The sequence below is a fragment of the Nonomuraea marmarensis genome, from assembly GCF_043197025.1.
Classification (GTDB): domain Bacteria; phylum Actinomycetota; class Actinomycetes; order Streptosporangiales; family Streptosporangiaceae; genus Nonomuraea; species Nonomuraea marmarensis.
On the sequence record NZ_JBICRM010000019.1, the window covers coordinates 1 to 13,013 of the forward strand.

Consider the following 13,013-nt stretch of genomic DNA (forward strand, 5'->3'; position numbering starts at 1 on the left):
TCCTCGAGCACGACGACGCCAACCGCGCGCTCATGGGCTCCAACATGCAGCGCCAGTCGGTGCCGCTGCTCAAGAGCGAGGCGCCGCTGGTCGGCACCGGCATGGAATACCGTGCCGCGACCGACGCCGGCGACGTGATCAGCGCCGAGAAGGCCGGTGTGGTGGAGGAGGTCTCCGCCGACTACATCACCGTCATGAACGACGACGGCACGCGGACGACGTACCGCGTCGCCAAGTTCAAGCGCTCCAACCAGGGCACCTCCTTCAACCAGAAGCCCATCGTCGTCGAAGGCGACCGGGTCGAGGTCAACCAGGTCATCGCCGACGGCCCCTGCACCGAGAACGGTGAGATGGCGCTCGGCAAGAACCTGCTCGTGGCGTTCATGCCGTGGGAGGGCCACAACTACGAAGACGCCATCATCCTGTCCCAGCGCCTGGTCCAGGACGACGTCCTGTCCTCGATCCACATCGAGGAGCACGAGGTCGACGCCCGTGACACCAAGCTGGGTCCCGAGGAGATCACCCGGGACATCCCGAACGTCTCCGAGGAGGTCCTGGCCGACCTCGACGAGCGCGGCATCATCCGGATCGGCGCCGAGGTGGTGCCCGGTGACATCCTGGTCGGCAAGGTCACCCCGAAGGGGGAGACCGAGCTGACGCCGGAGGAGCGGCTGCTGCGCGCGATCTTCGGGGAGAAGGCCCGCGAAGTCCGCGACACCTCGCTGAAGGTGCCGCACGGCGAGCAGGGCAAGGTCATCGGCGTCCGCGTGTTCAGCCGTGAGGAGGGCGACGAGCTGCCGCCCGGCGTCAACGAGCTGGTGCGCGTCTACGTGGCGCAGAAGCGTAAGATCACCGACGGTGACAAGCTGGCCGGCCGGCACGGCAACAAGGGCGTCATCTCCAAGATCCTGCCGGTCGAGGACATGCCGTTCCTGGAGGACGGCACCCCGGTCGACATCATCCTCAACCCGCTGGGCGTGCCCGGCCGGATGAACGTCGGCCAGGTGCTGGAGACCCACCTGGGCTGGATCGCCGCGCGCGGCTGGGACATCTCGGGCGTTCAGGAGGCGTGGGCCGAGCGGCTGCGTGACAAGGGCTTCGACAAGGTCGCCCCGCGCACCAACATGGCCACCCCGGTCTTCGACGGCGCCCACGAGGAGGAGATCGTCGGGCTGCTCGACAGCACCGTGGCCAACCGTGACGGCGACCGGATGGTGCAGCAGAGCGGCAAGGCCCGGCTGTTCGACGGGCGCAGTGGTGAGCCGTTCCCCTACCCGATCTCGGTCGGCTACATCTACATCCTCAAGCTCCTGCACCTGGTCGACGACAAGATCCACGCTCGTTCGACCGGCCCGTACTCCATGATCACTCAGCAGCCGCTCGGCGGTAAGGCCCAGTTCGGTGGCCAGCGCTTCGGTGAGATGGAGGTGTGGGCGCTGGAGGCGTACGGCGCCGCCTACGCCCTGCAGGAGCTGCTGACCATCAAGTCCGACGACGTCCTGGGCCGCGTGAAGGTCTACGAGGCGATCGTCAAGGGCGAGAACATTCCCGAGCCGGGCATTCCGGAGTCCTTCAAGGTGCTCATCAAGGAGATGCAGTCGCTGTGCCTCAACGTCGAGGTGCTCTCCAGCGACGGCATGTCCATCGAGATGCGTGACACCGACGAGGACGTCTTCCGCGCCGCGGAGGAGCTCGGCATCGATCTGTCCCGGCGTGAGCCGAGCAGCGTGGAAGAAGTCTGAGGGGGAGATCGCAAAAATGCTAGACGTCAACTTCTTCGACGAGCTCAGGATCGGTCTCGCGACCGCCGACGACATCCGTCAGTGGTCGCACGGCGAGGTCAAGAAGCCGGAGACCATCAACTACCGGACTCTCAAGCCGGAAAAGGACGGGCTCTTCTGCGAGAAGATCTTCGGTCCGACCCGCGACTGGGAGTGCTACTGCGGCAAGTACAAGCGCGTCCGGTTCAAGGGCATCATCTGTGAGCGCTGTGGCGTCGAGGTGACTCGCGCCAAGGTGCGTCGTGAGCGGATGGGCCACATCGAGCTGGCCGCGCCGGTCACCCACATCTGGTACTTCAAGGGCGTCCCGTCACGCCTCGGCTACCTGCTCGACCTGGCCCCGAAGGACCTGGAGAAGGTCATCTACTTCGCGGCGTACATGATCACGCATGTCGACACCGAGATGCGTGAGCGTGACCTGCCCTCGCTGGAGGCGAAGATCTCCGTCGAGCGGCAGCACATCGAGCAGCGCCGCGACTCCGACGTCGAAACCAGGCAGAAGAAGCTCGAGGGCGACCTGGCCGAGCTCGAGGCGGCGGGCGCCAAGGGCGACCAGCGCCGTAAGGTCCGCGAGGGCGCCGAGCGTGAGATGCGTCAGCTCCGCGACCGGGCCCAGCGCGAGCTGGACCGGCTCGACGAGGTCTGGAGCCGCTTCAAGAACCTCAAGGTCCAGGACCTCGAGGGCGACGAGCTGCTCTACCGCGAGATGCGCGACCGCTTCGGCCGCTACTTCAAGGGCGGCATGGGCGCGCAGGCGATCCAGGACCGTCTGATCAGCTTCGACCTCGACGTCGAGTCGGAGAACCTGCGCGAGACCATCCGCAGCGGCAAGGGCCAGAAGAAGGCCCGCGCGCTCAAGCGGCTCAAGGTCGTGTCGGCGTTCCTCAACACGACCAACTCGCCGCGCGGCATGGTGCTCGACTGCATCCCGGTCATCCCGCCGGACCTGCGCCCGATGGTGCAGCTCGACGGTGGCCGGTTCGCGACCTCCGACCTCAACGACCTCTACCGCCGGGTCATCAACCGCAACAACCGCCTCAAGCGACTGCTCGACCTCGGCGCGCCCGAGATCATCGTGAACAACGAGAAGCGGATGCTGCAGGAGGCCGTGGACGCGCTGTTCGACAACGGCCGCCGCGGTCGCCCGGTCACCGGTCCCGGCAACCGGCCGTTGAAGTCCCTCAGCGACATGCTGAAGGGCAAGCAGGGCCGGTTCCGTCAGAACCTGCTGGGCAAGCGAGTCGACTACTCGGGCCGTTCGGTCATCGTCGTCGGCCCGCAGCTCAAGCTGCACCAGTGCGGCCTGCCCAAGCAGATGGCGCTGGAGCTGTTCAAGCCGTTCGTGATGAAGCGGCTGGTCGACCTCAACCACGCCCAGAACATCAAGTCGGCCAAGCGGATGGTCGAGCGCGCCCGCCCTGTGGTGTGGGACGTGCTCGAAGAGGTCATCACCGAGCACCCGGTGCTGCTCAACCGCGCTCCGACGCTCCACCGCCTGGGCATCCAGGCGTTCGAGCCGCAGCTGGTCGAGGGCAAGGCCATCCAGATCCACCCGCTCGTCTGCACCGCGTTCAACGCGGACTTCGACGGCGACCAGATGGCCGTGCACCTGCCGCTGTCGGCTGAGGCCCAGGCCGAGGCACGCATCCTGATGCTCTCGACCAACAACATCCTCAAGCCGGCCGACGGCAAGCCCGTGACGATGCCCACCCAGGACATGGTCATCGGCCTCTACTGGCTGACCACCCAGAAGGACGGGGCGATCGGCGAGGGCCGCGTGTTCGGCTCGATCGCCGAGTCGCAGATGGCCTTCGACCGCGGTGAGCTGGAGATCCAGGCGAAGATCCAGATCCGGCTGAAGGACGTCCTGCCGCCGCGCGAGTGGGTCGCTCCCGAGGGCTGGGAGCAGGGCGACCCGATCCGGCTGGAGACGACGTTCGGGCGGTGCCTGTTCAACCAGACGCTGCCCGAGAGCTACCCGTTCGTCGACTTCCAGGTCGGCAAGAAGCAGCTGTCCACGATCGTGAACGAGCTGGCGGAGACCTATCCCAAGATCGAGGTCGCCAACTCGCTCGACGCGCTCAAGGACGCGGGCTTCCGCTGGGCGACCCGCTCCGGTGTCACGATCTCGATCGAGGACGTCGTCGCGCCCCCGAACAAGATCGACATCATGGAAAACTACGAGCGCCGGGCGGACAAGGTCCAGCGCGAGTACGAGCGCGGTCTGATCACCGACGAGGAGCGCCGTCAGGAGCTCATCGAGATCTGGACGCACGCGACGGCCGACGTCGAGACCGACATGGTCAACGCCTTCCCGGCGACCAACCCGGTCTGGATGATGGTCAACTCCGGCGCCCGCGGTAACAAGATGCAGGTCCGGCAGATCGCCGGCATCCGCGGCCTGGTGTCCAACACCAAGGGTGAGACGATCCCGCGGCCGATCAAGGCCTCGTTCCGCGAGGGCCTGTCGGTGCTGGAGTACTTCATCTCCACCCACGGTCAGCGGAAGGGTCTGGCCGACACGGCGCTGCGTACCGCGGACTCGGGTTACCTGACCCGGCGTCTGGTGGACGTGGCGCAGGACGTCATCGTGCGCGAGATCGACTGCGGCACCGACCGCGCGGTCCCGCTGCACGTCGCCGACCGTGACGCGTCGGGCAACCTGGTCAAGGCAGAGAACGCCGAGTCCAACGTGCACGGCCGCATCCTGGCCGAGGACGTCGAGGTCGACGGCAAGGTCATCGTCGCGGCGGGCGTCGACATCAACGACATCCACGTGACGAAGCTGGTCGAGGCCGGCGTCGAGACCGTGCGTACCCGCAGCGCGCTCGTCTGCGAGGCCAAGATCGGTGTCTGCGCGACCTGCTACGGCCGCTCGCTGGCCACCGGCAAGCTCGTGGACGTCGGCGAGGCGGTCGGCATCATCGCCGCCCAGTCGATCGGCGAGCCGGGCACGCAGCTGACGATGCGTACGTTCCACACCGGTGGTGTGGCCGGCGCCGACATCACCCACGGCCTGCCCCGTGTCACGGAGCTGTTCGAGGCGCGCATCCCCAAGGGTGTCGCCCCGATCTCCGAGACCGAGGGCCGGGCGCGGATCGACGAGACCGACAAGACCAGGAAGATCGTGATCACCCCCGACGACGGTTCGGAGGAGATCGCCTACCCGGTGTCGATGCGGTCGCGCCTGCTCGTGCAGGACGGCCAGCGTGTCACGGTCGGCCAGCAGCTCGTCGCCGGTGCGGTCAACCCCAACGAGGTGCTGCGCATCCTCGGCCCGCGGGCCGTGCAGCTGCACCTGGTGGCGGAGGTCCAGCAGGTCTACCGGTCGCAGGGTGTGTCGATCCACGACAAGCACATCGAGATCATCGTGCGGCAGATGCTCAAGCGCGTGAACGTGCTGGAGTCCGGTGACACCGACCTGCTGCCCGGCGAGCTCGTGGAGCGTCCGCGCTTCGAGCTGATGAACCGCGAGACGGTGGCGGAGAGCGGCTCCCCGGCCGCCGGCCGTCCGGTGCTCATGGGCATCACGAAGGCGTCGCTCGCGACCGAGTCGTGGTTGTCGGCGGCCTCCTTCCAGGAGACGACCAGGGTCCTGACGGACGCGGCGATCCACGCCAAGTCCGACTCGCTCCTGGGCCTGAAGGAGAACGTCATCATCGGCAAGCTCATCCCGGCCGGCACCGGTATGCCGCAGTACCGCAACATCCGGGTGGAGCCGACCGAGGAGGCGAAGGCGGCCATGTACACCGTCGGCGGCTACGACGGCTCCGCCGCCGACTATACCTTCGGCACCGGCAGTGGCGAGGCGGTTCCTCTCGAGGAATACGACTTCGGCCAGTACAATCGGTGAAATTTCAGTTTCTAGGTGATGCGCCCGGGTCTCTCGTTTCGAGGGCCCGGGCGCGTCGCGTTCAGGCCCCTTATCCGTTACGCGCTGCCGTGGTGACCCCAAACGCCGCACGGGGCTGAGGGCCTTCCAGGGGGACGGCCTCTGACCCTGTGCGGGGCTGGGCGCCGCTACGACGCATTGTGGGCCAGGGGACGTGGTGCGTCGTGGGCCGGGGCCACGTGGTGCGTTGTGAGTCGTTGCGCGGGCTCTCTTACGGGGGTGCTGGGTAAGCCTGGCCCTTGGGTGTGGCGAGATTGGCTGAGCCGGTGGTCGGGTGCGGCTCTGAGGCCTGTGGTGCTCGTACTGGGATCTCTGTGCGGAATGCTGTGGTGGGCGGATACCATGGCTGTGGAGCTGTAGATGGGCTGGATGAAGTAGGCCCCGGCGATCCGGAGTGGCAAGGCTTATCGGCTTTGTCGCGCCGTTTTGACGTGTCGCATGGGCCTGGGTAGTCTTGGACATCGTGCCCGTCTCTATGCGGGCCCTCGACCGTGCGCTCATTGCGGGCGTAGGACGGCTTCCTGGCTCGTAATCCTCACGGATGTGTCTGTGTGAATAGCGCGACACGCCCGAGCGCGGGGGCGCCGAGACGGGGAAAACCAGCAGGTCATGACACCGGCAGAACCTGCGAAATGCAAGACCCAATGACGTAGCACCGGCCAAGGCACGAAACGGAGTGGCAGTGCCCACTATTCAGCAGTTGGTCCGCAAGGGCCGGCAGGACAAGGTCTCCAAGACCAAGACTCCTGCCCTCAAGGGGAGTCCGCAGCGGCGCGGCGTGTGCCAGCGCGTTTACACCACCACCCCGAAGAAGCCCAACTCGGCACTGCGCAAGGTGGCTCGCGTTCGGCTCACGAACGGCATCGAGGTCACGGCCTACATCCCCGGTGTGGGCCACAACCTGCAGGAGCACTCCATCGTGCTCGTGCGTGGCGGTCGTGTGAAGGACCTGCCTGGTGTTCGCTACAAGATCATCCGCGGTTCGCTCGACACTCAGGGTGTGCGCAACCGCAAGCAGGCCCGTAGCCGCTACGGCGCGAAGAAGGAGAAGAGCTAACCATGCCTCGTAAGGGTTCTCCTGGCCGTCGTCAGCTGATGTCTGACCCGGTTTACAGCTCCCCTCTGGTGACCGCCCTGATCAACAAGGTGCTCCTGGACGGCAAGCGCTCCATCGCGCAGTCGATCGTCTACGGCGCCCTCGAAGGCTGCAAGGAGAAGACGGGCAACGACCCGGTCGTGACTCTGAAGCGCGCGCTTGACAACGTCAAGCCGACCCTCGAGGTCCGCAGCCGTCGTGTCGGTGGCGCGACCTACCAGGTGCCGGTCGAGGTGCGCGCCGCGCGCAGCACCACCCTGGCCCTGCGCTGGCTGGTGCAGTACTCCCGCGCCCGCCGCGAGAAGACCATGACCGAGCGCCTCATGAACGAGCTCCTCGACGCCAGCAACGGCCTCGGGGCGAGCGTGAAGAAGCGCGAGGACACCCACAAGATGGCCGAGTCCAATAAGGCCTTCGCCCACTACCGCTGGTAACCCCGGCGGGTTCGACGAGACGACGAGGACGCGAGAGAAGTGGCCACCACGACCGCTCTTGACCTGGCCAAGGTCCGCAACATCGGGATCATGGCCCATATCGACGCGGGCAAGACCACCACGACCGAGCGCATCCTGTTCTACACCGGCATCAACTACAAGATCGGTGAAGTCCACGAGGGCGCTGCCACGATGGACTGGATGGAGCAGGAGCAGGAGCGCGGCATCACGATCACGTCTGCCGCGACGACTTGCGAGTGGCTCGGTCACACCATCAACATCATCGACACCCCGGGTCACGTCGACTTCACCATCGAGGTGGAGCGTTCGCTCCGCGTCCTCGACGGTGCCGTCGCCGTGTTCGACGGCGTCGCGGGTGTCGAGCCGCAGTCGGAGACGGTGTGGCGCCAGGCTGACCGCTACAACGTCCCGCGCATTTGCTTCGTGAACAAGATGGACCGGGTCGGCGCGGAGTTCCACCGCTGCGTCGAGATGATGGTCAGCCGTCTGGCCGCGACCCCGGCGGTCATCCAGCTTCCCTGGGGCGTCGAGGCCGACTTCAAGGGCATCATCGACCTCATCAAGATGCAGGGTCTCATCTGGAGCGCCGAGGCCGCCAAGGGCGAGATGTACGACACCGTCGAGATCCCGGCCGACCACGCCGAGGCCGCTCGCGAGTGGCGGGACCGCCTGATCGAGACCGTCGCCGAGAACGACGACGAGCTGATGGAGCTCTACCTCGAGGGCACCGAGCCCACCGAGGAGCAGCTGGTCGCGGCCATCCGCCGCGCGACGGTGTCCAGCGCCATCAACCCGGTGCTCTGCGGCACCGCGTTCAAGAACAAGGGCGTGCAGCCCCTGCTCGACGCGATCGTCGCCTACCTGCCCGCGCCGACCGACATCCCGGCCTTCAAGGGCCACGCGGTCGGCAACGAGGACAAGGTCATCGAGCGGCACGCGGACCCGACCGAGCCGTTCTCCGCTCTGGCCTTCAAGATCGCCAGCGACCCGCACCTGGGCAAGCTCACCTACATCCGCATCTACTCGGGCACGCTCGAGACCGGTTCACAGGTCGTCAACTCTGTGAAGGGCAAGAAAGAGCGGATCGGCAAGATCTACCAGATGCACGCCAACAAGCGTGAGGAGCGGCCGACGGCCATCGCCGGCCAGATCGTCGCGGTCATGGGTCTGAAGGACACCACGACCGGCGACACCCTGTCCGACCCGTCGAACCAGGTCGTGCTCGAGTCGATGACGTTCCCGGCTCCGGTCATCAACGTCGCCATCGAGCCCAAGACCAAGGGCGACCAGGAGAAGCTGTCGACCGCGATCCAGCGGCTGGCCGAGGAGGACCCGTCCTTCCAGGTCCGCCGTGACGAGGAGACCGGCCAGACGGTCATCTGGGGCATGGGCGAACTCCACCTGGAGATCCTCGTCGACCGGATGCGCCGCGAGTTCCGGGTCGAGGCCAACGTCGGCCGTCCTCAGGTCGCCTACCGCGAGACCATCCGCCGCAAGGTGGAGAAGCTGGACTACACCCACAAGAAGCAGACCGGTGGTTCCGGCCAGTTCGCGCGGGTGATCATCAACCTCGAGCCGCTGGGCGAAGGCAACGACGGCTACGAGTTCGAGAACAAGGTCACGGGTGGCCGCGTCCCGAGGGAGTACATCCCTTCGGTCGACGCGGGCGCTCAAGAGGCCGCCGAGTTCGGTGTGCTGGCCGGTTACCCGATGGTCGGCGTGAAGGTTACGCTGACCGACGGCGCCGCGCACGACGTCGACTCCTCGGAAATGGCCTTCAAGATCGCCGGCTCGATGGCCTTCAAGGAGGCCGCGCGCAGGGCGGACGCCGTGCTCCTCGAGCCGATGATGGCCGTCGAGGTCACCACGCCCGAGGATTACATGGGTGACGTCATCGGCGACCTCAACGGTCGCCGGGGGCAGATCCAGGCGATGGACGAGCGGGCCGGCGCCCGGGTCGTTCAGGCGCTCGTACCGCTGTCTGAGATGTTCGGCTACGTGGGCGACCTGCGTAGCAAGACGCAGGGGCGGGCGAGCTACAGCATGCAGTTCGACTCCTACGCGGAGGTGCCGCCCGGCATCGCCAAGGAGATCGTCGCGAAGGCCCGGGGCGAATAGTTCCTGGTCCGACCCGGTGACGGGTCGTACCAGGACTTCTGTCCTGGTCCCTGGTGGGGTGGCGCGAGCCACCTCACCGCCAAGGGGTTCGGGAGTTCCCGGGCCCGAGTGTGTAGACGAAAGTCAGTCAGATTCTCAAGGAGAGAACCAGTGGGCAAGGCCAAGTTCGAGCGGACTAAGCCGCACATGAACATCGGCACCATTGGACACATCGACCACGGCAAGACCACGCTGACCGCGGCGATCACCAAGGTGCTTCACGACCGTTTCCCGGAGATCAACAAGGCGACCCCGTTCGACAAGATCGACAAGGCGCCGGAGGAGAAGGCTCGCGGCATCACGATCTCGATCGCGCACGTCGAGTACCAGACCGAGAAGCGTCACTACGCGCACGTTGACTGCCCCGGGCACGCCGACTATGTGAAGAACATGATCACCGGTGCAGCTCAGATGGACGGCGCCATCCTGGTGGTCGCCGCCACCGACGGCCCGATGCCGCAGACGAAGGAGCACGTCCTCCTGGCCCGCCAGGTCGGCGTCCCCTACATCGTCGTGGCCCTCAACAAGGCCGACATGGTCGACGACGAGGAGATCCTCGAGCTCGTCGAGCTCGAGGTCCGCGAGCTCCTGTCCGCTCAGGAGTTCCCCGGCGACGACCTGCCCGTCGTACGCGTCTCCGCCCTCAAGGCACTCGAGGGCGACGAGAAGTGGGCCGACAGCATCGTCGAGCTCATGAACGCCGTGGACGAGAACGTGCCCGAGCCGCCGCGTGAGACGGACAAGCCGTTCCTCATGCCGGTCGAGGACGTCTTCTCGATCACCGGTCGCGGCACCGTCGTCACCGGTCGTATCGAGCGCGGTGTCGTCAAGGTCAACGAGCAGGTCGACATCATCGGCATCAAGCCGGAGAAGACGACCACCACCGTCACCAGCATCGAGATGTTCAACAAGATGCTGGACACGGGCGAGGCGGGCGACAACGCCGCCCTGCTGCTCCGCGGCATCAAGCGCGACGAGGTCGAGCGCGGCCAGTGCATCATCAAGCCGGGCACGACCACCCCGCACACCGAGTTCACCGGCCAGGTCTACATCCTGTCCAAGGACGAGGGCGGCCGCCACACGCCGTTCTTCAACAACTACCGCCCGCAGTTCTACTTCCGTACGACTGACGTGACCGGTGTCGTGAACCTCCCCGAGGGCACGGAGATGGTCATGCCGGGCGACAACACCGAAATGCGCGTTGAGCTGATCCAGCCCATCGCCATGGAGGAAGGCCTCAAGTTCGCGATCCGTGAGGGTGGCCGCACCGTCGGCGCCGGCCGGGTCGTGAAGATCATCAAGTAGCTGGGACGGCGGCCGGCCCCCGCACTCTGGAGCCGGCCGCCGAACCACGTACAAGGGCTCCATGCACAGCGCCGTGATCCAGCAGTCACTTCGGCCGAAGGACATGTGACCGAAGTCACTGCCGGATCACGGAAGAAGAAGGCAGCTCCACCGCGTCTGCCTCGTGGGGTCACGCAGGTCCTGACCTGCAGCAATACAGCGGCAAAAGGCCGCACGATACTTTTTCAGACGACAGCGAAGGACACCGAGGCCACTATGGCGGGACAGAAGATCCGCATTCGGCTTAAGGCCTATGACCACGAGGTCATCGATAGCTCGGCCAAGAAAATCGTCGAGACGGTGACGCGGACTGGCGCGAAGGTCGCGGGCCCGGTGCCGCTGCCGACCGAGAAGAACGTGTACTGCGTCATCCGTTCGCCGCACAAGTACAAGGACAGCCGCGAGCACTTCGAGATGCGCACGCACAAGCGGCTGATTGACATCATCGATCCGACTCCCAAGACGGTTGACTCGCTCATGCGGCTCGACCTCCCAGCGGGTGTCGACATTTCGATCAAGCTCTGAGGGAACGCACTGACATGGCTAAGACGATCAAGGGCGTCCTGGGCAAGAAGCTCGGCATGACCCAGGTCTTCGACGCGGACAACCGGATGGTGCCGGTGACCGTGGTCGAGGCCGGTCCGTGCGTGGTGACCCGCGTCCGCACCGCCGACAAGGACGGCTACTCCGCCATCCAGCTCGGGTTCGGGCAGGTCGACCCCCGGAAGGTCAACAAGCCGCTCGGCGACTACCTGCGTAAGCACGACATCACCCCGCGCCGTTACTTCGCGGAGATCCGCACCGACGACGCGAGCGACTACACCCTGGGCCAGGAGCTGCTGGCCGACACCTTCGAGGCCGGCCAGTTCGTCGACGTGACGGGCAAGAGCAAGGGCAAGGGCTTCGCTGGTGTCATGAAGCGGCACGGCTTCAAGGGCCTGAGCGCGTCGCACGGTACGCAGCGCAAGCACCGTTCGCCGGGTTCCATCGGTGGCTGCGCCACCCCGGGCCGCGTTTTCAAGGGTCTGCGCATGGCTGGCCGGATGGGTAACGTCCGCACCACTGTGCAGAGCCTCAAGGTTCACGCCATCGACGCCGAGAACGGTCTCATCCTGATCAAGGGTGCGATCCCCGGCGCCAATGGCAGCCTCGTCCTCGTCCGCACCGCCGCCAAGAAGGGGGCTGCGAAGTGACCAGCATTGACGTCCTCGACCCTAGCGGCGCCAAGACCGGCACGGTTGACCTGCCCGAAGACGTCTTCGGCGCCAAGGTCAACGTTCCACTGATCCACCAGGTGGTCGTGGCCCAGCTCGCCGCTCGCCGGCAGGGCACGCACAAGGCCAAGACCCGTGGTGAGGTCCGTGGTGGCGGTAAGAAGCCGTACCGCCAGAAGGGCACTGGTCGCGCCCGTCAGGGCTCGACCCGCGCGCCGCAGTTCACCGGCGGTGGCGTTGTCCACGGTCCGGTTCCGCGTGACTACTCGCAGCGGACGCCCAAGAAGATGAAGGTCGCCGCCCTGCGTGGCGCCCTCTCCGACAGGGCCGGCGGCGGTCGCGTCCACGTGGTCAGCACGCTGGTCGCGGGGGAGACCCCCAAGACCAAGGCTGCCCTGGAGGCCCTGCGCAAGATCACCCAGTCGCCCCGCGTCCTCGTCGTGGTAGACGAGGCCGACGAGCTGACCTGGCTGAGCCTGCGTAACGCTCCCGAGGTCCACCTGCTGGACTCCGGGCAGCTCAACACGTACGACGTGCTCGTGGCCGACGACGTGGTCTTCACGCAGGAGGCGTACGACCAGGTCGTTGCTCGCCTGAGCAATAGCGGGAAGGAAGAGGCCTGATGGAGAAGATCGCCGACCCGCGCGACATCATCATCAAGCCGGTCGTCTCTGAGAAGAGCTACGGCCTGATCGATGAGAACAACAAGTACACGTTCCTGGTGAAGAACACTGCGAACAAGACCCAGGTCAAGATCGCTGTTGAGCAGATCTTCGGGGTCAAGGTCACCAGCGTGAACACCATCAACCGGCAGGGTAAGCGCAAGCGCACCCGTACCGGTTACGGCAAGCGTCCCGACACCAAGCGCGCGATCGTGAGCCTGGTGGAAGGCGATCGGATCGACATCTTCGGTCAGATCGGCTAACCCGCGGAAATCATCGCGAAGCGATGATTTCCAAGCAGAAGGCCCGAAGGCCCAAGCAGTTGGGGGGCATGCGGGGGGCTCGCCCCCCGCAGGTTAGGCGCTTCGCGCGAAATATTTAGGGACACCTCAGAATCCTTTGGATTCTGAGG

10 protein-coding genes are annotated in these 13,013 nt (G+C 66.0%); all 10 read left to right on the top strand.

Translation table 11 applies throughout. The features are described from left to right. Positions 1 to 1,742, top strand: a 1,742-nt coding sequence (gene rpoB, locus ACFLIM_RS28090; RefSeq protein WP_393170465.1) for a DNA-directed RNA polymerase subunit beta, incomplete at its 5' end; no start/stop codon positions are given. A gap of 16 nt (positions 1,743 to 1,758) precedes the next feature. Next, a complete protein-coding gene (locus ACFLIM_RS28095; protein ID WP_393170467.1) occupies positions 1,759 to 5,634 on the top strand; it encodes a DNA-directed RNA polymerase subunit beta' in 3,876 nt (1,291 codons plus the stop codon). A gap of 721 nt (positions 5,635 to 6,355) precedes the next feature. After that, a complete protein-coding gene (gene rpsL / locus ACFLIM_RS28100) occupies positions 6,356 to 6,730 on the top strand; it encodes a 30S ribosomal protein S12 (RefSeq protein WP_020542315.1) in 375 nt (124 codons plus the stop codon). 2 nt (positions 6,731 to 6,732) lie between these two features. After that, entirely contained in the window at positions 6,733 to 7,203 is a 471-nt protein-coding gene (gene rpsG, locus ACFLIM_RS28105; RefSeq protein WP_393170469.1) for a 30S ribosomal protein S7, read from the top strand. 90 nt (positions 7,204 to 7,293) lie between these two features. Next, the gene (gene fusA, locus ACFLIM_RS28110) at positions 7,294 to 9,342 is read left to right on the top strand and encodes an elongation factor G (RefSeq protein WP_393170781.1); all 2,049 of its coding nucleotides are present in this window, start codon (positions 7,294 to 7,296) and stop codon (positions 9,340 to 9,342) included. A 150-nt stretch (positions 9,343 to 9,492) separates the two neighbouring features. Beyond that, entirely contained in the window at positions 9,493 to 10,686 is a 1,194-nt protein-coding gene (gene tuf, locus ACFLIM_RS28115) for an elongation factor Tu (protein WP_393170471.1), read from the top strand. 255 nt (positions 10,687 to 10,941) lie between these two features. After that, positions 10,942 to 11,250, top strand: a complete 309-nt coding sequence (gene rpsJ / locus ACFLIM_RS28120) for a 30S ribosomal protein S10 (RefSeq protein WP_012887830.1) — start codon at positions 10,942 to 10,944, stop codon at positions 11,248 to 11,250. Between the two features lie 14 nt (positions 11,251 to 11,264). Further along, a complete protein-coding gene (gene rplC / locus ACFLIM_RS28125) occupies positions 11,265 to 11,918 on the top strand; it encodes a 50S ribosomal protein L3 (RefSeq protein WP_393170473.1) in 654 nt (217 codons plus the stop codon). Beyond that, complete coding sequence (gene rplD, locus ACFLIM_RS28130; RefSeq protein WP_393170475.1) at positions 11,915 to 12,562, top strand: 50S ribosomal protein L4; 648 nt, start codon at positions 11,915 to 11,917, stop codon at positions 12,560 to 12,562. The genes rplC and rplD overlap by 4 nt, the downstream gene beginning before the upstream one ends. Next, positions 12,562 to 12,864, top strand: coding sequence for a 50S ribosomal protein L23 (gene rplW, locus ACFLIM_RS28135; protein WP_393170477.1), 303 nt, complete (start codon positions 12,562 to 12,564; stop codon positions 12,862 to 12,864). The genes rplD and rplW overlap by 1 nt, the downstream gene beginning before the upstream one ends. Positions 12,865 to 13,013: the final 149 nt, after the last annotated feature.